The sequence below is a fragment of the Micromonospora sp. B11E3 genome (assembly GCF_039871625.1).
Lineage (GTDB): Bacteria > Actinomycetota > Actinomycetes > Mycobacteriales > Micromonosporaceae > Micromonospora.
Genome location: NZ_JBDPMC010000026.1, coordinates 1 through 21,383 on the forward strand (window position 1 = coordinate 1; position 21,383 = coordinate 21,383).

Below are 21,383 nucleotides of genomic sequence, written 5' to 3' on the forward strand. Positions count from 1 at the left end.
GCAACAAAAGTGTTGCCAAAGGAATCCACACCAGCCGAACCAAAGCTCGACCAGCGCGGGGGTAAATCATAATTGGCACTGGCTTATCAAGCACCCTGTTGAGTTCTCAAAGAACAACCACACACCAACCAGAAACCCACCATCAGGAGGACCACCAGCCGGGGCATTTCGTCCCGTGACCCGCCGCTCTCGCGCCGGGCACTTTTACTACGTTACCTCACCGTCTCAGCCGTGTCAAACCGTGTATCCCGGTCTGTCGTGCTTTGTACGGGTACCGCGCCGGCGATCGCAGGCAGCGGCAAACCGCTGTCGTGATCATCGGATTTGGCAGGCCGGCCGCTGCGGTCTCCCGCCAGCTCGCCCGGGGCCCTGCCGATCGTCGAGCTTACCCGGTCGGTTCCGCCGCTCCAAATCCGCCTCGCGGCAGATCCAGGGGCACCGCCCGATCCGACTCCGACGGCGTACAGCCCGTCAGACCCGGAAGCCCTTCCCGCGCTCCGGCCTCCAGGACTTTCGCCCCGTTTCGTCCGTTCCGCGCTGGCAGAGAGAAAGTTACGCGCCCGGGGAGTTGATCGTCAAATCCGGGGGCCGCGTCCCCGGTCACACCATCTACGCCTAAAGATGTGCCCAGCTCAGGAGGGTTTCCGATCAACTCCGGCGCCGGCCGGCGGCCCGCAGGCCCAGGATCCCAAGGACGCCGACCGCGGTGCCGATGGCCAGGGACGCCGCGATCAGCAGGGCGTGGATCCACAGGAAACCGGTCGGGGCCCCCTCGCCCGACGTCCCGCCCGCCCAGGAGCGCGGGTCGTCCCAGATCGCCAGGGCGAACCGGGGCCAGATCAGCCAGGTCCAGATGCCGACCCCGACCAGGAAAGCGGCCCATCCGCGTGACAGCACCATGACTGGCGAGTATGCCAGCGGCGCCGACGCGGAGGCTTGCTGACCGACGCGGGACGGGATCCGTCGCCGCAGGTCAGGCCCCACGCGGCCATGCACATCCGGCCACGTTCCGGCCCCGGCGGCGCCACCGGCCACCCACAAGCACCCCCAGACCGGGCATTCGACGCGAACGGGCACACCCGCACGAGCTTGATCCACTCGATGTCGCCGACATGGCGGAGATCCCGGCACCCGAACACCACCATGTCCCCGACATGAAGACGATCGTGCCGACGCCCCCACTCTCCAGGACCGTGGCCCGGACCGGCCGGGGCCGCGAACGCGGGTTCCCCCTGGTCGACCCGGCGGGCTCACCGGACGACGGCCGGGACAGCTACGGTGGAGGCATGGCCCGGCTGTGCACCTGTGCGCCCGAGGCCGTCGATCCGGTCGACGGCCGTTCGGTGGGCGCTGCGCCGGCCATGTCGGCCGGCTCCGGCTACGGCCGTGAGCACACCCTGGACGTCCTGCGTGCCGGCGGGCTGCGGTTCCGCGACGGCGGGCGATGGCGCCCGGCTCTCGTCTGACGAGCCGATCCACCTGACCTCGGGGGCGATCTCCGCCCCGGTCAGCGCGCGCCCGCGCGTCCCCCACGCTTCCTTCCAGGCACACGAAAGGCGTACCACCATGTCCGCAGTACGGATGCTCACCGGCGACCGCCCGACCGGGCGGCTGCACCTCGGCCACTACGTCGGCAGCATCGCCAACCGGGTGCGACTGCACCAGCGGTACGAGAGCTTCTTCATCATCGCCGACCTGCACATGCTGACCACCCGCAACACCCGCGAGGACATCGACCGGGTCTCCCACAACGCCCGGGAGATGGTGACCGACATCCTCGCCGCCGGGGTGGACCCCGCCCGGGCGACGTTCTACCTGCAGTCGGCCATCCCCGAGGTGGGCGACCTGAACACCCTGTTCCAGAACCTGGTGACCGTGCCCCGCCTGGAGCGGGTGCCCTCGCTGAAGGACATGGCGCGCGCCGCCGGGAAGGACGAGATGCCGTACGGGCTGCTCGGTTACCCCGTTCTCCAGGCGGCCGACATCCTCTGCGTCAAGGGGCAGGTCGTGCCGGTCGGGAAGGACAACGCGCCGCACGTCGAGGTGACGCGGGAGATCGCCCGCCGGTTCAACCACCTGTACGGGGAGGTCTTTCCCGTGCCGGAGCTGATCGCCGCGGAGACGCCGACGCTGGTGGGAACGGACGGTCAGGCCAAGATGAGCAAGAGCCTGGGTAACGCGATCTCGCTCTCCGACGACGCGGCGACCGTCCGCCGGGCGGTGATGGGCATGTACACCGACCCGAACCGGGTCCGCGCCGACGTCCCGGGCACGGTGGAGGGTAATCCCGTCTTCACGTACCACGACGTGTTCAACCCGGACCGGGCGCAGGTGGCGGAGCTGAAGGAGCGATACCGGGCCGGCCGGGTCGGGGACGTGGAGGTCAAGGAGAAGCTGGCGGTGGCGCTGAACCGGTTCCTGGACCCGATCCGGGAGCGCCGGGCGCGGATCGAGGCGGACCGCGGCATGGTGGACCAGCTCATCGTCGACGGGACCGAGCGGACCCGGGCCGAGGTGCGGCGCACCCTGGTCGAGGTCCGCCGGGCGATGGGGCTGACCGGCGCGTACCAGCAGGTCCGGCGGCGGGCGGAGCGGGCCCGTCGGTCCGCCGCCGCGCCGGCCTGACCGGCGTACGGCGGTCTCGGCGAAGGTGCCGACCGGTCCGGACGGGCGTGGCCCGCGCCCGGGCCGGTCGGCTACGCTGCCGGCGTGACCAGTTGCGGCGACCACGCCACCGCCGGCGCGCCCCAGGGCGCCCTGGCCGGGTCGGTGCGCCGCGAGCGACGCCGGGCTCGTTCGAGCCCCCGTCGACGCTGAGCTGACGCACGTCCTCCTGCGACCGGCGGATCGAGCCGCCGGTCCCGCCCGATCGACACCTCGGTCCGTCCGGAGTCCCCATCCGGCGACCCGCCCGACGCGGGTCCGAGCGAGATCGGCGTACCCATGGATCTGGAGCAGTTGCTGGCCGACCGGCTGGCACCCGCGTTCGCGACGGTGACCGGCGGTCCGGTCGACCCGGCGGTGCGGCGCTCGACGCGCGCGGACTACCAGTCCGACGCGGCGCTGGCGCTGGCCCGGCGGGTCGGCCGTCCGCCGCGGGAGATCGCGGCCGAGGTGCTGGACCGGGCGGCGCTGGCCGACCTGTGCGCGGCGGCGGAGGTGTCGGGGCCGGGCTTCATCAACCTCACCGTGTCCGACGGAGCCCTGGCCGCGGCCGTGGTCGCGCCGGCGGGCGGAGCCGTTCGGGTACGACGGCGCGTTCCTCGACGCGGACGACGCGTCGCCGCTGCCCGCCGCCGGCCCGGCCGCGGTGCCCCTCGGGGACCCGGCGGAGCGGGCGCTGGTGTTCGCGCTGCTCGGGTTCGCCCCGGTGGTGGCGGAGGTGGAGCGGACGTTGGAGTTCCACCACTTGGCCGGCCACCTGCACCGGGTGGCGGCGGCGTTCAGCGCGTTCTACGAGCGCTGCCCGGTGCTGCGCGTCGAGGAGCCGGTCCGCGGCGGGCGGCTGCTGCTGTGCGGGCTGACGGCCCGGGTGCTCCGGCGGGGCCTGCACCTGCTCGGCATCCGTACCCCGGAACGGTTGTGAGCCCCGAACGCGGGATCCATCCGACGGAGGGGCCGTCGTTCTCGCCCGGGACGTTCACGGGCCGCGCCCGCCCGGCGGTACCCGTCAGGGCCGCCGGGCCGGTAGGTTCGGTCGACATGCTTCCGTTCTTCGATCGAGGGAGCCGGGTCCGTGTCGCACGTCGAGAAGATCACCGGTGAGCTGCGGGCGCTGACGACCGGCGTCGAACGGGCGCAGGGGCTGGCCGCCGCCGCCCGTCAGCAGGCGCAGGAGGTGGCGCTGCGGGCCGCCGGTGCCGGCTTCGCCGCCGTGGCGGCGGGCGTCGCGCGGGTGCAGGGCGCGATCTCCGAGATCCAGGACGGCCTGGGCGGGCTGGCCACGTCGATCGGCGCGGCGACGAAGACGACCGCCTCCGTACCCCAGCAGGCGACGCCGCAGGAGACGATCACCGGGCTGACGCCGGTGCTGGACGCCGTCGACGGCGCCCGCGACGCCACTGCCAGGGTCATCGACCAGGTCGGCGAGGCCCAGCGGCTCGCCACCCTGGTCCTCCAGGGCGGGCAGCCCGGCCCGATGCTGGCCGGGCTGGAGAGTGTCAAGCAGGTCCTGACGATGGTGCTCCAGCGGACCGGCGCCGCCCGGCAGTCCGTGGAGGCGGCGATCGCCGAGGCGCGCCGGCTGGGATCGGACGCCTGACCGGGGCGGGCCGCCCGGGGCCGGACGCCTGACCGGGGCGGGCCGCCCGGGGCCGGACGCGTGGCCGGGGCGGGCCGTCCGGTGTCGACCGCCCGCCCCGGCCACCGGCAACGAAGCCGGACGCCGCCTGACGCCCGACGCCGTCAGGCGGGAACGACGGAGAGGTGGGGGCCGGCCGGCGACGCCGTCCCGGCCAGGCTCAGCAGGGTCTGCCCGGTGGCGTCGTCGATCACGGCGACCCGTACGGCGTCCGGCTGCTGGTCGGCCAGCGGCACGGCGAACACCGCGGTCGCCGGGCGACCCTGATAGCGCGCGGCGTGCCCGACGAAGCGCCACTCGCCGTCGTCCCAGTGTTCCTGCACGTCGGAGCGGAGCAGTGGCACCACGCGCCGGTAGGCCTCGCTGAGCTGGAGCTGTTGCACGCTGGCGAGCAGCGGCACGCCGGAGCCGCCGCGCAGCGGGTGGGTCAGCCGGACACGCAGCTGTCGCAGCGGCAGCAGCCACCTGCGGTCCAGTTCCGGCGAGAGCGCCACCACGGCCGCCAGCTCGGCGACCAGCACGGCGCCGCCGGCCAGGGGCCGGTCGGCGAGCCCGGCGGTCCAGCCGTCGGAGGCCGCCCAGGCGAGGGCGCCCGCCACCACCAGCAGCCCGGCCCGGGCGATGCTGCGGCCGGAGACGGGGGTCGTCTGGGCGCTCAGGCAGCCGCAGGAGGAGGTCGGCGCGACGCGGCGGGCGTACGTGAGGTAGCCGAGGAAGCCGACGGCCAGCGCGGTCGCGGCGACCGCCTCCAGCCGAAGCACCGGCGGCAGCAGGAGCAGCGCGCCGAGGGTCAGCTCGACGCCGCCCAGCAGCCGGTACGCGGGCAGCGCCCGGCTCTGCCCGATCAGCCGGGTGAGCGCCGACCGGTTGGCGATCTCGGCGGCGTGCCGGCTGAACAGCTTGACGCGCGCGGACCAGATCAGCACCGCACCGACGACCAGCGGTTGCAGCGCCGCGAGCACTTCGATCATGGGGTTCCTCCCTGGGTTGTGCGGTGGGTGCGTCCCGGGCGGCGCGCGGTCGCGTACCGCCCGGGACGCGCCGGTCAGGCGGCGGCGTAGACGGTGGCGATGTCGATCTCGTTGGTGTCCGGGTGCCAGGCACCGAGCACCTGGACGTGCCGGCCGACCTTCAGCAGCGACAGGTCGCTGACAGCGGGGGTGCCGTTGTAGACCGCGGCCGAGCGGCCCGCCACGACGTGCGCGACGATGCGCTGCCCCTTGTGGTCGAGGTACAGCACGTTGCGGCCGACCGATTGGATGTGCGCGTGCAGGTTGACGATGTTGACCCACACGGAGTCCGCGGCGAGCGTGCCGTCGGGCAGGCGGACGCCCCGGGCGTAGAGCCCGTCGCCGACGGCCACCTTGTCGAACGTCGTCGGGTGCAGCTTCCAGATGCTCGTGCCGTCGGTGATCCGGATCGAGTGCAGCACCGTGTCCGAGCCGGTGACGATCAGCATGTTGCCGGAGATCTTGCTGATCCGGCCCTCGGCGAAGTTCGGGTCCGGCGCGCCGGGCTCGACGGCGAGTGCCTCGGCGGCGAAGGCCGCCTCGGGGGCGAGCGAGCCGAGGCCGGTCGCGGCGACCACCCCGCCGAGGGCGGCGGTGGCGAGCAGGCGGCGGCGGTCCAGAGTCTGGTTCATGTGATGGCCCTCCCGTTCAGACCGTGTCGACCAGGCAGGGCCGGAGCCCGACGGAGAGGCTGGCGATCGCGCTGTACGCCGCGGGCGTCAGGTCGATGATCCGGTTGCTGCCGCAGGCCGAGCCGCAGCAGGTGCGCTCGCCGCAGAACAGGTCCGTCTGCGGGCCGCAGTCGGCGATGAGGGTGCCGATCTTGGCGCCGTTGCAGAGGTTGGTGGTGTAGTGCCGGAACCCGCAGCCGCGCCGGCTCATCCCGGTGATTCCGCAGGCGTCCGGGCGGGTGATGGACAGGCACGCGTCCGAGGTGTTCGGCCAGGCGTGCTGGTAGTTGGCGGACTTGCAGGTGCCGCAGGCGCCACCGCCGTAGGTCCCGCAGGGACCCCAGGCGGTGCCGCAGCAGAACCACGACACCTCGCCTCTCAGACCCGCCATGGGTACCTCCCCTCCAAGGTTGGGGATCGACAGCGATAACTGTCGATATAGACGGGGATTGTTGTGTCGCAGACCACCAAAGTCAACGGATAGATCGGTATCCGTCCATATATAGGCCCTCGTGGCGCCGCCTGTGGCGCACGGCGGCGGCGGGCAGAACGCCATGAACCGGGACGCTGCACCCCTGGGCAGCGCCACTTGGCCCGCACCGGACTACCGTGCGGCCATGCCGATCCATCCCGATCCGCAGGACGCCACGAACGCCGGGCACCCCGGCAGCGCGCTGCTCCGCGCGGCAGACGACGGCACCCCGCTCGCCCGCGTACGTCTGGAGCCCGCGGCCGCCGAGGTGCGACCGCTGGCCGGGGCATCCCCGGAACGGGTGGCCGCCGAGGCCCGCCGGGACCTCGCCGGGCTGCGCCTGGACACGCCGGACGAGCGGCTCGCGACCGCCCTGGCGGCCGGTGGCCTGCACGTGCACCGGGCCGCCACCGAGTTGCGCCACGACCTGGTGGACCTGCCGGCGCCGGCCCCGTTGCCGCCCGGCTGGTCCCTGGCCCCGCCCGGCTGGGACGAGGACCTGCGCGACGCGCTCGTGGCGGCGTACGGACCCGAGCATCCGGACGGCGCCTGGCGCGACGACCACACGGCCCAGGTGCGGGCGATGTTCGACAACTCCGACCCGTTCTCGCCACTGCTGCCCGCCTCGGCCCGCGCGCTCGGGCCGGACGGACGGAGCGCCGCCCACGTCCTGTCGGCCGGCCCCGGACCGTGGCGTGACGAGCCCTGCGGCTGGGTCGTCAACCTCGGCGTCGCGCCACGGGCGCAGGGCCGGGGACTGGGCCGGGCCCTGCTCAGCCACGCGCTGCACGGCACCCGGACGGCCGGCCTGCCCGCGCTCGGCCTCTCGGTCGCCGACGGCAACCCCGCCCGCCGGCTGTACGACGCCGCCGGCTTCCGGCCGGTCAGCCGGATGTTCTCCGTGCGGTTGCCGTCGATGGTCGGCCCGCCCGAGGCGCCGGCGTAGGCGGACCCGCCGCGGATCCGGCACGTCGTCCCCGGTCCGGCGACGGTCCACAGCAGACCGGGCAAACCCGCCCTGGCCAGTGCCGACGATAGGTCCAATCCGGCTGCGGCTATGGCGGGTAGTGCTAGACCGGACAGACCGGTAGGGTTGCGCCCACATCGCCGTCGGCCGGCTGGACCCGGCCGCTGGTGCCTTGTGGGCTGCCCATGATTGGAATTCAACTTGGCGCACGAACAGGCCGACCGCGAAAACAGAGACCGTGATTCGGACGAGCACGGCCAGCCAACGGCGTCGAACCCGCGTCGCGGTCAACAGAAATCCCTCAAGCGGCGGGTCATCCGGCTCGTGCTCATCCCCAGTGTCGTCGCCCTGGTCATGTGGCTCGTCGCGTCCGGATACCTGCTCTTCCAGGGCTTCTACAACCGAGAGGTCGCCAACAGCGTCCGCCAGGTGTCGATTCCGGCGGTCTCCGCGCTGGCCTCGATCCAGCAGGAACGACGGCTGAGCGTCGCCTACCTGGCCCAACCTTCGCGGGACCTGCAGAAGCTGCTCGACCAGCGACAGCAGACGGACGAGCGGGTCGCGGCGATGCGCGCCGCCGCCGAGTCGGCGCTTGCCAACGCCCCGCAGTCGATCCTGAAGCGGTGGAAGGGGCTGGCGGGCCATCTGAACGAGCTGCCGGGCGTACGGAGCACCGTCGACTCCCGGTCGGCCGACCGGCAGAACGTGTACGACTTCTACAACGAGCTGCTCGACGCCGCGACCGGGCTCTTCGACACCCAGGCCCGGATCGTCCCCGACGTCGCGGCGACCCAGGGCGGCATCGCGGCGACCGAGACCTTCCGCGCCAGCGACCTGATGTCCCGGGCCGGGTCGACCATCGACAGCGCCTTCGGCGCCCGTACGTTCAGCGAGCAGGACTACCTCAACTTCGTGAGCCTGGTGGGCGCCTACCACTCCAGCCTGGCCAACGTGGCACCGCACCTGCAGCCGGAGGCGCGCGAACGCCACGCGGCGATCACGGCGGGTGACCCCTGGAAGCAGCTGACCGCCGCGGAGAACGCGCTCATCGCCGCCGGCCCGTGGCGGGACGGCGTACCCCGGGCGCTGCCGTTCACCAGGACCCAGTGGGACACGCTCACGACTCAGGTCTCCGACGAGCTGATCAACCTGACCATCGAGCAGGCCGACAAGGTCTCGGCGGAGACCCTCCGCACGGGCAACGGGCAGCTGCTGACCGCGTCCCTGGGCAGCCTCCTGGCGTTGTCCATCGCAATCACCGCGATCCTGTGGGCGATCCGCCAGTCGCGGATCCTGGTGGACCGCGCGCTGTCCGTCCGGCTGGCGCAGCTGGGCAGGGACGCCGCCGCGATGGTGGACGAGCAACTGCCCGCGATGATGGAACGCCTGCGACGGCGGGAGAAGGTCGACGTCACGGTCGAACTTCCCATGCAGGACTACGGCAGCGACGAGATCGGCCGGGTCGCGGAGGTCATCAACAGGTCGCTGCAGGCGGCGGCGGGCGCGGCCGTCGACGAGGCGAAGACCCGGGCGGCCGGTGTCGCCATGCTGATGGGTGTCGCCCGCCGGCCCCAGCGGCCCCTGCAGCGCGGCCTGAAGGTCATCGAGGACCTGCAGAACCGGATCGGCGACGAGAAGCTGCTGACGGAGCTGTTCGACATCAACCACCAGCTCACCCAGACCCGGCGCTTCCTGGAGAACCTGGTCATCCTGGCCGGTGGCCAGATCGGCCGGCGTTTCCAGAACCCCGTCCCGGTACGCCGGGTGATGCTGGCGGCGTTCGCCGAGGCCCAGCACTACCAGCGGATCACCCTGCGTAACGCGCCGGACGTGGCGATCGTGGGGCCCGCCGTCGCCGGGACCATCCACCTGCTGGCCGAGCTGCTGGACAACGCGCTCGCGTTCTCCCCGCCCGAGACGACGGTCTGGGTGAACTGCGTCGAGGTCAAGAACGGCGTCGCCGTCGAGATCGAGGACGCCGGCGTGGGCATGAAGCCGGAGTCTCTGGAGCGCGCGAACGAGCTGCTGGCCACCGCGCCCACGCCGGACGTGACGGCGCTGAAGGACGGCGCGCAGGTCGGTCTGCACGTGGTCGCGGAGCTGGCCAAGCGGGAGGGCATCCAGGTCAGCCTCCGCGCGTCGGCCTACGGCGGTCTGCTCTCGATCGTGCTCCTGCCGGATCGGGTGCTCGCCGCCGAGCCGGTGGCCCCGGACCTGGACCGCACGGACCCCGGCATCAGGCTGCCGGTGACCGCCGCGTCGGCGGCGCTGGCCGGTGGTGGTCAGCCGGGCGGGCGACCCGCTGGCGGCGGTGGTGTCGCGACGGCCGTCCCGCCCCAGTCGGCCCGGCCGCTGACCCGGCCCCAGATCGACCGACCGCACCGCGTGGGGGGCATGATGAGCGACTCCCAACCGACGAAGAACACCACGGCCGTCCCGCCCCGGCAGCCGCAGGCCCCCGTCCCGCCCGGCCTCGGTGGCGGCACGCTCGGCCTCGGCACCCCGCCGCCCGGCGGCATGGCGGCACCCGGCCTCGGCATCGGCAGGACCGCGCACCCGGGCAACGGCAGGGCCACGCTCGGCAACGGCACCCCGGACCACGGTGGCAACGGCACGCCCGGCCTCGGTGGCAACAACATTCCGGGCCTCGGCGGGGGCTCGGCCATTCCCGGCAACGGCACGCCCGGCTCGCGGAACGCGACGCGGCCGCCGCTGCCGCACCGGCAGCCGCAACAGCACCTCGTGCCGGAGCTGCGCGACGACGACGTGCCGGGAGGCGCCCCGCGAACGGCGGAGCCGACCAGGTCGCCGGAGGAGACGCGGGCGCGTTTCGCCAGGTACCAGCAGGCATGGGCCGCCGGCCGGGCCGCAGGCATCGACGAATCGGCAACCAGAGACGATCAAGGCAGGAAAGCGTGACCAACTCGACACCTCAGACCGATCTGACCTGGATCCTGGACGATCTCGTGGAGGTTCCCGACGTCGTCTACGCACTGGTCCTGTCCACCGACGGGCTGATCGTCCAGAAGTCCACGTCCCTGTCGCAGGATGCCGGCGAGCTGCTGGCGGCCGGCGCGTCGTCGCTGTACAGCGTCGCGGCGGGAATGGGCCGGCGCTTCGAGAGCGGGCCGGTGCAGCAGGTCATCATCGAGTACCAGGGCCGCACCCTGTTCGTCGCCGCCGCCGGCCAGAACGCGCGGCTGGCCGTACTCTGCGAACCGTCCGTCGACATGGGCACGGTCGCCTACGAGATGAGCCGGCTGGTGACCCGCATCGGCGAGTACCTCGGCTCGGAGGCGCGACCGCCCGTCCTTCCGCTCAGCGAGTCCGTCGGGCAACGACCATGACGTACGACGTGTGGGACGGCGACGACGAGGCGGAGGCCGGGCGGCTCGTTCCCCTGTACATCCTGGTCAACGGCCGGACGAGTCCACGCAACAGCAACCTGGACCTGGCCACCCAGGTCATCGCGCTGCCCGTCGACACCACACGGTTGGAGCTGGAGTACCGGGAGATCGTCAACCGCTGCACCAACTGGATCTCCATCGCCGAGATCGGCGCCTACCTGCACAGGCCACTCACCATTACCAAGGTGATGGTCGACGTGCTCGTCGAGCAGGGGTTCCTGGACATCGGATCCCCGGCGCAGCAGAAGATCGCGGACCGTCGGCTGCTCGAAACCGTTCTCGCCGGCCTGCAGCGGCTCTAGAAGAGGGACTGGTGTACGTGGATCGGAAATCGGTCAAGGTCGTTGTGGCGGGCGGCTTCGGCACCGGCAAGACCACCTTGGTCGGATCGGTCAGTGAGATTCCGCCGTTGGTCACGGAGGAGGTGCTGACCCAGGCCAGCGTCGGTGTGGACGACATCACGGGCGTCGAGGGCAAGGCGAGCACGACCGTCGCCCTGGACTTCGGGCGCATCACCATCGCCCCGGACGTCGTGCTCTACCTGTTCGGCACGCCCGGGCAGGACCGGTTCTGGTTCATCTGGGACGAGCTCGCGCAGGGCGCGGTGGGCGCGATCGTGCTGGTCGACACCAGGAGGTTGGGCACGAGCTTCCCCGCCATCGACTACTTCGAGCGGCGGGGCATCCCCTTCGTCGTCGCCGTCAACCGGTTCCACGGCGAGTGCCTGTACAGCGCCGACGAGATCCGTGCGGCGCTGGAGCTGGACGCCGCCGTACCGCTGCTGTGGTGCGACGCCAGGGACCGGGAGTCCAGCAAGCAGGCGCTGATCGAGCTGGTCCAGCACGCCCTGGCGCGGCTGCCGGTCCGCGCCTGAGGGGTTCGGCCCGAGCGGGACGTCCCCGGCTCCGGTGCGCCTCGCGGCGGCCGACGGAACCGGGGACCGTCGCGCTCAGCCGTAGGTCGCCACGTGCCGGCCCGTCGCCGGCGGCAGCGGCTCCAACCGCACCTTGAAGTGGCGCAGCAGCGGCGGCGACGAGACGATCCGGTACCCGCGGACCCGCTCGGGGTCCTTCGCGACGTCGGCGAGGACGGCGGCCACGTACTCCAGGTGCGTGTCGGTGTAGACCCGGCGCGGGATCGCCAGCCGCACCAGCTCGAAGGGAGCGGGGGTGAGCAGCCGGTGGTGCTCGTCCATCTCGCCCAGGTAGAGCGACCCCAGCTCGGCGCAGCGGATCCCGCCGTCGAGGAAGAGCTGGCAGCCCAGGGCGTGCCCGGGGAACTCCCGGGGGGACAGGTGCGGCAGCAGCCGCCCGGCGTTGAGGTACAGGGCGTGGATGCCCGCGGGGCGCACGGTGTCGACGCCCACGTCGTCGAGCAGCTCGGCCAGCCGCTCGGTGGACGCGGCGCGGGACCGCAGGTACGCCGGGTCGACCACCTCCCGTAGCCCCTGGGTGAGTCGTTCGAGGTCGTGCCCGGCCAGCCCGCCGTAGGTCGAGAACCCCTCGGTGGCGATCAGGTTCGCCTCGCACTCGGCGTACAGGTCGTCGTCGCGCAGCCCGATGAACCCGCCGATCGCCGCCAGGCCGTCCTTCTTCAGGCTCACCACGCACCCGTCGGCGAGCTGGAACGCACGGGTGGCGATCTGCCGCGGCGTCCACGTGCCGTAGCCCGGCTCGCGCTGGTTGACCAGCCAGGCGTTCTCGGCGAAACGCGCCGCGTCCAGGAAGAACGGCACGCCGTGACGCCGGCACAGCTCCCGGGCGGCCGCCAGGTTGGCCATGGACACCGGCTGCGCGCCGAGGCCGTTGTTGGTGATGGTCATCAGGACCAGGCCGACCCGGCGCCCCTCGGGCCCGGTGAGGGTTCGTTCGAGCGCCGCGAGGTCGATGTTGCCCTTGAACGGCTCGGCGCTGTCGAGGTCGGCCGCCTCGGGGCACGGGAGGTCCCGTGGCTCCGCGCCGGCGAGCACCACGTTGGCGTGGGTGGTGTCGAAGTGGGTGTTGCTGACGCAGATCTGCCCGGGCTTGAGCAGGCTGCCGAACAGGATGCGCTCGCCGGCCCGGCCCTGGTGGACCGGCAGGATCCGGGGGTAGCCGGTGAGGTCGCGCACCTCGTCGCGGAACCGGAACCACGATCGCGCGCCGGCGTACGACTCGTCGCCGAGCGCGGCGGCCGCCTCCTGCGCGGCGGACGTCGCGCCGGTGCCGGAGTCGGACAGCAGGTCGATGGTGATCTGGTCGGCGCGCAGGTTGAAGGGGTTGTACCCCGCCTCCGCGAGCGCCCGCCGGCGTTCCTCAGCGGTGAGGAAGGGGATCGGTTCGACGACCTTGATCCGGTACGGCGGCAGGGCCTTACGCACATCCATGTGGGAACTCGCTCCTCGCGGGGGTCAGGGGCGCCGGGTACGACCGGCCGGGGTCGGCGACGCCTCGCGCCCCGCCGGCACCCGCCGCGGGCGGGGCGGGCACACCCGGTACGCCTCGGCGGACAGGTAGACGGTCACGCCCGGCCTGGGCGCACCCAGCCGCAGCGACACGTGCGCGATCAGTCCGACGCCCTCACTGAGCGGCCGGGGCGTCACCGCGCTGATCGCGCGGTCCAGCCCGGCGGTGTCGAATCCGTAGCGGACCAGCAGCGCCGCCACCCGGTCACGGGCCTCCTGGTCGTCCGTGACGTAGCTCCGGATCGGCACGTAGACGCTGTAGCCGACCGGTCGGTCGACGCCCTCGGTGAAGGTGTAGCTGCCCACGAGCGGGCGGCCGTCGAAGCGGTGGGTGCCGCCGCCGGCCACCGCGCAGAACTCCTCGATCTCCGCCACGTCGACGCCGTCGACCACGCCGGCCGCCCGGGTCACGTCCCACACCTCGGCCTCGTGGTGGGTCAGGTAGAGCTTGACCCGGGCCTGCGGCCCGTCGTGCAGGTCGACCGCGAAGAACGTCAGCCGGTCGCCGCGACCCAGCTCGCCCGGCCGGACGCCGTGCTCGAGCAGCGTCCGGTACGACGCGCCGAGCCCGAGCCGGCGCAGGGCCTCGGCCACCAGGGCGGGCGCCTGCTCGGCCCCCCTGACCTCGGGATTGAGGTAGACCTTGAGCTCGGGTCGCCGGCCGTTGCGGAAGACCAGCGAGCACCACATCGCGAACTCGCCCTGCGGATCGTCGGTGGCGAACAGGTCCCGCACCGAGTCCAGGCGGGTCGTCGACAGGCCGGCCCCGCGGGCGTACGCGTCGAGGAAACCGCGCGTGGCGGCCAGGTTGGCCAGCGGGCCGGGCGGCGACCCCAGCGTCTCGCCCAGGACCCGCAACGTCGGGGGCTCCGCCTCGTTGAAGGCTATGGAGAACTCCACGGGCGTGTGGTCGTCGGAGATGTCGGAGGGCCATACTGGCGGTTCGTACAGTTGGCGCTGGCCGACGGGCCCGAGCAGGCCCGCCAACAGGGTCCGGGGTTCGGCCGGGTCAGCCCCGGCCACCTCGCACAAGCGCGCCAACTGACCGTCCAGATGGCTGGAGACGGACAAGTCGGCCATCACTCTCCCCTCGATCGACCCTGCCGGACAAACGAGACTTTAATGATCATGTCGCAAAAAGGTCAACATCGATCACAGTCTGTCACTACATAACGGACCAAAGGTCAGAGAAAGCCGCCGGGCGTAACAAGCTGCGACGCGTGTCCGGCCTCATCGTCCGAGCTCTGCACGTGCTCGCGCTCGTCCGTCGTGGACGATCGGCGGCGAAGGCGGCGGGGGTCTGCCCCATCCACGAAGCGTGGTCGGCGACACCGTTTCCGGTGACGAATGACGAAGCGCATTTCACCGAATCCACGCGAGTTCAGGTTCGTACCCTACGCTAGCGCGGTGTCGAAGCGGGGTAGCGCGGGCGGAGAACGCGGACGCGTCAAGGTGACAGGCATCATCGTCCTGGTGCTGGTGGTGCTCGCCGGAGCCGGGGTGGTTTCCTGGCGCCTCTGGGGGCAGGACGATCTCACCTCGAACCGGGCGATCGAGCCCGGCAGCGCGCCGGCGGCGACAGGCCAGCTGGAGACGCCGCCGGACCCGAAGCCCCGGCGGGACGCCTCCGGCCGGCGGCTGTTCACCATCCTCGGCGCGGGCGACGTGCTGGTGCACCCGGAGCTGACGTACCAGGCGCGCCGCGACGCCGAACGCGGCGGGCACCCCGGGGGGATCGACTTCAACCCGCTCTTCCAGCATGTGCGGCCCACCGTGGCCGGCGCCGACCTGGCGATCTGCCACCTGGAGACCCCGCTGGCCGCGCCGGCCGGCCCGTTCGTCGGCTTCCCCAAGTTCAGCGTCCCGCCGCAGGTGGTGGACGCGATCCGGGCCACCGGCTTCGACGCCTGCTCGACGGCGTCCAACCACACCATCGACCAGGGCGAGCAGGGCGTGAAGCGCACCCTGGACACGCTCGACGCCGCCAAGATCGGTCACACCGGCAGCGCGCGTACCGCCAAGGAGGCCGCCGTCCTGCGCATCTACGAGCGCTCGGGCGTGAAGGTCGGCCACCTGTCGTACTCGCTGCACTTCAACGGGCTCAACCGGCCGGCGGGCAAGGAGTGGATCGCCAACCTGATCGAGCCGGAGAAGATCCTGGCGGCGGCGAGGCAGCTCCGCGCCGCCGGGGCCGAGATCGTCGTGCTGAGCCTGCACTGGGGTACGGAGTACCAGAACCAGCCGGACGCCAACCAGGAGAAGTGGGTGACGCCGCTGATCAGTTCGCCGGACATCGACCTCATCCTGGGCCACCACGCGCACGTCGTGCAGCCGATCCAGAAGTTCGGCCGGGACTGGGTGGTCTACGGCATGGGCAACCAGGTGGCCCGGCACGCCGAGCCGGTCTTCGCCAACCGCGAGGGCGTCATGAGCCGGTTCACCTTCACCCAGGTCGCCCCGAAGAAGTGGCGGATCACCACCGCCGAGGCCATCCCGACCTGGGTCGACCTGAACCCCGACGTACGCCTGATCGACCTGCCCGCGGCGCTGACCGACCCGGCGACCCCGGAGCACCGCCGCGTCGTCTACCAGGCCGCGCTGGACCGCATCCGCGGGCACCTGCTCGCCAAGGGCGGGGATGAGGCCGGGCTGAAGGTGCTCGGGCCGCCGCCGCAGACGTCGGCCGACGGCGCCACGGTCCCGCCCGACGAGTCGGCGACCGCACCGAATGGATGAGCGTGAAAGGCCGGATCAGTCGCACCTGGCCGACGATCGAGGGTTTGACATGGGATCGACAGTCGTCGCCCTGCTAGCCTCGCCTGCTGGCTGTGGCGGGGGGAGGAACTGGTGTTGATGGATGCTGGCCTGAGCGGAGCGTGCGGATGAACGTCGCACCTCCCGTCGGTCGCCCGGACGCACGTACCAGCGCGAACGACCCCGACCAGCTCGCCCGGTGGCGCCTGATCAGCCTGGAGAAGCAGCTTCCCACACCGCGCGCGCTCACCGGCCTCGGCACGCCGGTCGCGGTGGGCTCGATCCTCATCGCCCTCCTCGCCGCGTTCGCCTTCGTCTATCTGGACCGGGTCAGCCCCGCCGGCGTGCCCCGGGCCGTGAGCGAGTCCCAGCGGCAGTTCGTCGAGGGGCTGTCCCGCAGCATCAACAACTCCGTGGGCCGCAGCCGCGACGAGCTGGAACAGGTGGCGAGGTCCCATGACAGCCGCCCGGACCGGGTGAAGGCGATCCTCACCGACATGGTGGCCGAGCAGCCGAAGTGGCGGGGCGCCGTCGTCACGGACGCGTCCGGCGGTACGCAGAAGGCGGCGGCCGGGCAGCCGGTCACGGTCCCGCCCGGCATCACCGCGACGCGGGCCGCGCTGCCGCTGGTGGACGGAAACGACCCGCGGCTCCTGCTGGTCGAGCCGCTGGCCGACGGTTCCCTACTGATCGGCGAGCTGGACATGGGCGTCCGGTCGCTGCGACTGGATCCCCGTTCACGGCAGGCGATCCTCATCGCCGTGCCCAGCGGCGACCGGGCCCTCGCCCAGGGCGCCCCGGTCCAGGGCGGCCCGGTCGAGGCACTGCTCGGCGAGGTGCTCGGCGCCCTCGGCGACGAGCGCTCCGTGGCCCGGTCCGGCGCCGCGGCTCCGCCGCCGGCGGGCGACCCGGCGAAGCAGCCCGTCGCCCCCGTGGTCACCGCGTCGGTCGTCGGGAGCCTCGGCTTCTCGGTGGTCTCGGTCGTGTACTCGCCGGTCACCGCCGACACGGTGAGCCGCGAGCCGCTCGTGACCACGGCCGTCCTGCTGGTCGCGGCACTGCTCGTCCTGCTGGTCGTCCAGCTCGGCCTGGTCCGTCCGGTACGCCGGCTGCTCGACCACGCCAAGGCGGTCGCCTCCGGCAACCCGACCGCCGGTCCGCTGCGTACGGCCAGCCGCGAGGCCAACCGCATCGGCGCGGCCTTCGACACGCTGGCCGCCGAGCGGGACGGCCGGGCGGGCTCGCGGCAGGACGGCCCGAGGGGTGGCGTGGGCTCGGTGTGGTCCGTGGTGGCCGCGACGCTGGTCATCCTCGCCGCCTGCGGCCTGATCGTCGTCAACCTCGCGCCCGCCGAGCGGGACCTGCCCAGCCAGGTGGTCCGCGACACGGAGAACCAGGCCGCGGCGGTGGCGAGCGTGGTCAGCGACATCCTCGACGGCGGCTTCGCGCAGCTGGCCCAGGCCGGACGGGAGAACAGCAAGGCCAGCCCGTCGGCCATGGGCAAGGTGCTGGAGCGGCTGGTCGACGAGAACCCGCGCTTCCGCAGCGCGTACCTGGTCTCGGCCGACGGCGCCACCCTCACCACGGCGGGCCGGGAGCCGATGCGGCCGGCCGGGCAGGTGCCCGGCGAGAGCGGGGTGACGCTCTACGACGTACGGGGCCGCCTGCCGATCGTCTTCGCGTACTACCAGCTCTCCGACGGCCGTGGCCTGGCCGCCGAGTACGACGTCCGCTACCTGTCCCGCCTCCTGGACCGGATGGAGGGGCGCGTCCAGGTGCTCGACATCGACCAGCGGGACATCCTGGACACTTCCGGCTACCTCGCGTTCGAGCAGGTCACCACCGACGCGGTACGGAAGGCCGCGGCGAGCGCTCTGACCGGCAAGCCGTACGCCGACGTCGTCGAGATCGACGGCCGGCGCGAGATGCTGGTCGCCACGCCGGTGTCGCTGGAGGGCACGACCGCGCAGCTGGAGTGGACGGTCGTGGCCCGGCGTCCGGTGGCGGACTACGCCCTGCCGAACAACGCGCTGCGGCAGGGCTCCCTGCTCGTCATCGTGGTGGCGGCGGGCATCGCGCTGCTGCTGGTCAGCTGGCACTACTTCTTCCAGCTCCGGCCGCTGCGCAACCTCTCCCGCGAGGCGGCGGCGCTGGCCGGCGGGAAGACCAGCCAGGCGATTTCGCCCCGCTGGCACGACGAGATCGGCGCGGTCGCGGTCTGCCTGGAGGTCTGCCGCCAGGCGGCGGTGCACGGCGAGCAACGGCTCGGCGGCGCGGTACGGCTGCGCGGCGTGGAGGGCATGAACACGGTGATCATGACCAAGGTGCCGGAGCGGCGACGGAACCCGCGGAAGGGAAGCTGACGTGTTCTTCCTGTACGCCGTCTTCGTCCTCGCCTGCCTGGGCCTGCTGGCCGCCGGCATCATCGAGCAGCGCAACCACCACAAGAGCCTGCACAGCATCCCGCACCGGGTGCTGGTCAACGGCATCCGCGGCAAGAGCTCCATCACCCGGCTCTGCGCGGGCGCGCTGCGCGGCGGCAAGCTGACCGTGGTCGCGAAGACCACCGGCACGGCCGCCCGGTTCATCTTCCCCGACGCCAGCGAGGAGCCGGTCTACCGGAAGTTCGGCATCGCCAACGTGGTCGAGCAGATCGGCATCGTCCGCCGGGCGGCCTCGTACTTCCCGGACGCGCTGGTCATCGAGTGCATGGCGGTCATGCCGCCGCTGCAGGAGCTGAACCAGACCAAGCTGATCCAGTCCACCATCGGCATCCTCTGCAACGTGCGGGAGGACCACCTCGCCGAGATGGGCCCGACGCTGGACGACGTCGCCCGGTCCCTGAGCCGGTCGATGCCGGTCGGCGGGATCTGCGTGACCGCCGAGAAGGACCGGCTGCACATCCTCCAGGAGGAGGCCGACCGCCGGAAGTGCAAGCTGATCGCGGTCGACCCGGAGTCGGTCACCGACGAGGAGATGCGCGGCTTCACCTGGACGACGTTCAAGGAGAACGTGGCGATCGCCCTCGCCGTGGCCGAGCTGCTCGGGGTGAGCCGCCGGGACGCGCTGAAGGGCATGTGGACCGCCCCGCCCGACCCGGGTGTGCTCAGCGTCGAGGAGTACCGGGCCGGGGACAAGTCGCTGCGGTTCGCGAACATCTTCGCCGCGAACGACCCCGAGTCCACCTACATGAACATCCAGCAGCTCCAGTCGCAGGGTTCCATCCCGCGCCCGCTGCACGTGCTGATCAACTGCCGGCCGGACCGGGTCGAGCGCAACGGGCAGATGGGTTCGCTCGTCTCCCGCATCGACCCCGACAAGGTGCTCCTGATCGGCGACCCGACCCGCAGCGCCCGCGTCAAGATCGACGATCGCTGGCAGGACCGGGTGGTGGACCTGGGCGGCAAGCTGGAGGCCCGCGAGCTGCTCGACGCCGTGCTGGGCACCATCGACGGGTACGCCTCGGTGCTCGCCATCGGCAACATCCATGGTCAGGGCGAACTGCTGCTGGCCCAGCTGGAACGGCTGGAGCGGCCGCCGGCGGGCGCGGCACCGGCCGTGCCGGGGCAGCCGCACCAGCGTCCCGCCGGGGCGGGGCGCCCGGACCACGGTCCCGCCGGGGCGGGGCGCCCGAGCCACGGTCCCGCCGGGACGGCGCGGCCGGGTCAGCGTCCCGCCGGCGTCTCGCCCCACGCGCCGACCGAGGTCGTCTCAGCGCGGCAGGTGCAGGCCGTCCGGGCGGCGCGGGGCCGCACCGGATCGGCCGCCGGCCGGCCCCAGGACCCGCGCCCGATGCCGCAGCAGCACAACGCCCCGCCGGCCCGGGCCGCCGCGCCCCAGGCCCCCGGCGGCCCCGCCCCGGCCCACCGCGGTCCGGCCCCGACCGGGCACGGTCCGGCCGAGGCTGTCGCCCCCCGCCGCTACGCCGGCGAGGACCGTCAGAGCGGCCCCGCGGACCGTCGTCAGAACGGCCTCGATGGCCCCGGCCGGTACGGACCCGACAGCCCCGAGCGGTACGCGCCGGAGGGCCCCGGTCGGCACGGCCCCGACGGCCCCGAGCGGTACACGCCGGACGGCCCCGGCCGACACGGACCCGAGCAGCACGGCCCCGACGACGCCCCAGCCCGGTCGGCCCCGCCCCCGGCATGGCACGGCCCCGACAGCCCCGAGCGGTACACGCCGGACGGTCCCCGTCGCCACGGCCCCAACGGACCCGAGCAGCACCGCCCCGCCGCCCCCCGGCAGTACGGCCCCGACGACGCCCCAGCCCGGTCTGCCCCGCCGCCGGCATGGCATGGCCCCGACAGCCCCGAGCGGCACACGCCGGACGGCCCCCGCCGGCACGGACCCGACAGCCCCGAGCGGCACACGCCGGACGGCCCCCGCCGGCACGGACCCGACAGCCCCGAGCGGCACACGCCGGACGGCCCCCGCCGGCACGGACCCGACAGCCCCGAGCAGCACCGCCCCGCCGCCCCCCGGCAGTACGGCCCCGACGACGCCCCAGCCCGGTCTGCCCCGCCGCCGTCATGGCACGGCCCGGACGAGCGCGCCCCGCATCGAGGGCAGTACGGCCCCGGCCAGCCGACCCCGCCTCCCGGAGCGTACGGTCCTGACGAGCCGGCCACGCCTCCCGGACCGTACGGCCCCGGTGCGGCGGCGTACCGGGCGCTCGCCGAGGAGAACCTCTCCGACGGCCCGGTCCGGCCCCTCCCCGGCTGGGACGACCTCGACCACGCGGCCCCGGACCAGAACCGCCGGTCGTCCGACGCCCCCGACCCGGTCGACCCGTCGGGTCGCCGGGGATCCGTTCCCGGGCCGCCGCCGCAGCAGCGGCCGCCCGCCTACCGGAGCAACCGATGATCAACGGAGAACTGACCCCCGAGCTGGCCACCCTCTGCCTCGGGGTCGGGCTGGTGCTGGCGCTGGCCTGCTACCTGACCACGAACCTGTCCCCGGGCGGCATGATCACTCCCGGCTGGATCGCGCTGGCGCTGGTCGAGGAGTACCGGCAGGTTGCGGTGATCGTCGTGATGACCGGGGTGACCTGGGCACTCACCAAGCTCATGCAGCGCGTGGTGATCCTGTACGGCAAGCGGCTGTTCGCGGCGATCGTGCTGCTCAGCGTGCTGCTCCAGACGACGCTCTTCCTGGTGATCCAGCAGGACTTCCCGCTGCTCTTCTCGCACCAGACGTTGGGCTTCGTGGCCCCGGGCCTCATCGCCTACCAGCTCGTCCGGCAGCCGCCGGTGGCGACCATGCTCGCCACCGGGGCGGTGTCGGTCGGCTCTTACCTGATCATCATCAGTGGCATCCTTGCCGGCCTGGTGCCGGTGAGCTGACCGGACGCACGACAGGA

Annotated in this window: 19 protein-coding genes and 1 pseudogene; 14 read left to right on the forward strand and 6 right to left on the reverse strand. The window is 72.9% G+C overall.

Going from position 1 to position 21,383, the window contains the following annotated elements:
- Positions 1–648: 648 nt before the first annotated feature.
- Positions 649–900: a hypothetical protein gene (locus ABGB16_RS15445; RefSeq protein WP_347668737.1), complete on the reverse strand. Its 252-nt coding sequence runs from the start codon at positions 898–900 to the stop codon at positions 649–651.
- 254 nt (positions 901–1,154) lie between these two features.
- Here ABGB16_RS15445 and ABGB16_RS15450 point away from each other — a divergent pair, with 254 nt between their 5' ends.
- The 5 genes and pseudogenes from ABGB16_RS15450 (at position 1,155) to ABGB16_RS15470 (ending at position 4,261) form a co-directional block, all read left to right on the forward strand.
- On the forward strand, positions 1,155–1,466 hold the full coding sequence (locus ABGB16_RS15450) for a hypothetical protein (protein WP_347668738.1): 312 nt from the start codon (positions 1,155–1,157) through the stop codon (positions 1,464–1,466).
- Between the two features lie 100 nt (positions 1,467–1,566).
- The gene (gene trpS / locus ABGB16_RS15455) at positions 1,567–2,625 is read left to right on the forward strand and encodes a tryptophan--tRNA ligase (RefSeq protein ID WP_347668739.1); all 1,059 of its coding nucleotides are present in this window, start codon (positions 1,567–1,569) and stop codon (positions 2,623–2,625) included.
- 318 nt (positions 2,626–2,943) lie between these two features.
- Positions 2,944–3,129: pseudogene (locus ABGB16_RS15460) on the forward strand (arginine--tRNA ligase); the annotation flags it as partial.
- 181 nt (positions 3,130–3,310) lie between these two features.
- Positions 3,311–3,586, forward strand: coding sequence for a DALR anticodon-binding domain-containing protein (locus tag ABGB16_RS15465; RefSeq protein ID WP_347668740.1), 276 nt, complete (start codon positions 3,311–3,313; stop codon positions 3,584–3,586).
- A gap of 150 nt (positions 3,587–3,736) precedes the next feature.
- Positions 3,737–4,261 (forward strand): DUF6244 family protein, encoded by a 525-nt coding sequence (locus ABGB16_RS15470; protein ID WP_347668741.1) that lies wholly within the window; start codon positions 3,737–3,739, stop codon positions 4,259–4,261.
- Positions 4,262–4,404: 143 nt separating this feature from the next.
- On the opposite strand, the gene ABGB16_RS15475 is transcribed toward ABGB16_RS15470, so the two are convergent.
- The 3 genes from ABGB16_RS15475 to ABGB16_RS15485 form a co-directional block, all read right to left on the reverse strand.
- The gene (locus tag ABGB16_RS15475) at positions 4,405–5,271 is read right to left on the reverse strand and encodes a MauE/DoxX family redox-associated membrane protein (RefSeq protein WP_347668742.1); all 867 of its coding nucleotides are present in this window, start codon (positions 5,269–5,271) and stop codon (positions 4,405–4,407) included.
- 74 nt (positions 5,272–5,345) lie between these two features.
- A complete protein-coding gene (locus ABGB16_RS15480; protein WP_347668743.1) occupies positions 5,346–5,942 on the reverse strand; it encodes a cell wall protein in 597 nt (198 codons plus the stop codon).
- 16 nt (positions 5,943–5,958) lie between these two features.
- Positions 5,959–6,372 (reverse strand): hypothetical protein, encoded by a 414-nt coding sequence (locus tag ABGB16_RS15485; RefSeq protein WP_347668744.1) that lies wholly within the window; start codon positions 6,370–6,372, stop codon positions 5,959–5,961.
- Between the two features lie 226 nt (positions 6,373–6,598).
- On the opposite strand from ABGB16_RS15485, the gene ABGB16_RS15490 reads away from it, so the two are divergent.
- The 5 genes from ABGB16_RS15490 (at position 6,599) to ABGB16_RS15510 (ending at position 11,701) form a co-directional block, all read left to right on the forward strand.
- On the forward strand, positions 6,599–7,399 hold the full coding sequence (locus tag ABGB16_RS15490) for a GNAT family N-acetyltransferase (protein WP_347668745.1): 801 nt from the start codon (positions 6,599–6,601) through the stop codon (positions 7,397–7,399).
- A gap of 345 nt (positions 7,400–7,744) precedes the next feature.
- The gene (locus tag ABGB16_RS15495) at positions 7,745–10,339 is read left to right on the forward strand and encodes a nitrate- and nitrite sensing domain-containing protein (RefSeq protein WP_347668746.1); all 2,595 of its coding nucleotides are present in this window, start codon (positions 7,745–7,747) and stop codon (positions 10,337–10,339) included.
- Positions 10,336–10,767 (forward strand): roadblock/LC7 domain-containing protein, encoded by a 432-nt coding sequence (locus ABGB16_RS15500; protein WP_347668747.1) that lies wholly within the window; start codon positions 10,336–10,338, stop codon positions 10,765–10,767. The genes ABGB16_RS15495 and ABGB16_RS15500 overlap by 4 nt, the downstream gene beginning before the upstream one ends.
- Positions 10,764–11,129 carry a DUF742 domain-containing protein gene (locus ABGB16_RS15505; protein WP_347668748.1) on the forward strand — a complete coding sequence of 122 codons (366 nt, stop codon included), beginning with the start codon at positions 10,764–10,766 and terminating at the stop codon, positions 11,127–11,129. Before ABGB16_RS15500 ends, ABGB16_RS15505 begins: the two co-directional genes overlap by 4 nt.
- A gap of 17 nt (positions 11,130–11,146) precedes the next feature.
- Entirely contained in the window at positions 11,147–11,701 is a 555-nt protein-coding gene (locus ABGB16_RS15510; RefSeq protein WP_347668749.1) for an ATP/GTP-binding protein, read from the forward strand.
- Positions 11,702–11,776: 75 nt separating this feature from the next.
- Here ABGB16_RS15510 and ABGB16_RS15515 read toward each other — a convergent pair whose 3' ends face one another.
- Together ABGB16_RS15515 and ABGB16_RS15520 are read right to left on the reverse strand one after the other, a co-directional pair.
- Positions 11,777–13,192 carry a tryptophanase gene (locus ABGB16_RS15515; RefSeq protein WP_347668750.1) on the reverse strand — a complete coding sequence of 472 codons (1,416 nt, stop codon included), beginning with the start codon at positions 13,190–13,192 and terminating at the stop codon, positions 11,777–11,779.
- A 24-nt stretch (positions 13,193–13,216) separates the two neighbouring features.
- Positions 13,217–14,350 (reverse strand): DMATS family aromatic prenyltransferase, encoded by a 1,134-nt coding sequence (locus ABGB16_RS15520; protein WP_347668751.1) that lies wholly within the window; start codon positions 14,348–14,350, stop codon positions 13,217–13,219.
- Between the two features lie 327 nt (positions 14,351–14,677).
- On the opposite strand from ABGB16_RS15520, the gene ABGB16_RS15525 reads away from it, so the two are divergent.
- The 4 genes from ABGB16_RS15525 (at position 14,678) to ABGB16_RS15540 (ending at position 21,366) form a co-directional block, all read left to right on the forward strand.
- Positions 14,678–16,006, forward strand: a complete 1,329-nt coding sequence (locus ABGB16_RS15525) for a CapA family protein (protein ID WP_347668752.1) — start codon at positions 14,678–14,680, stop codon at positions 16,004–16,006.
- Between the two features lie 146 nt (positions 16,007–16,152).
- Entirely contained in the window at positions 16,153–18,387 is a 2,235-nt protein-coding gene (locus tag ABGB16_RS15530) for a HAMP domain-containing protein (RefSeq protein ID WP_347668753.1), read from the forward strand.
- Position 18,388: 1 nt separating this feature from the next.
- Positions 18,389–20,887, forward strand: coding sequence for a poly-gamma-glutamate synthase PgsB (gene pgsB / locus ABGB16_RS15535; protein WP_347668754.1), 2,499 nt, complete (start codon positions 18,389–18,391; stop codon positions 20,885–20,887).
- Positions 20,884–21,366: a poly-gamma-glutamate biosynthesis protein PgsC/CapC gene (locus tag ABGB16_RS15540; RefSeq protein ID WP_347668755.1), complete on the forward strand. Its 483-nt coding sequence runs from the start codon at positions 20,884–20,886 to the stop codon at positions 21,364–21,366. The genes pgsB and ABGB16_RS15540 overlap by 4 nt, the downstream gene beginning before the upstream one ends.
- Positions 21,367–21,383 lie beyond the last annotated feature (17 nt).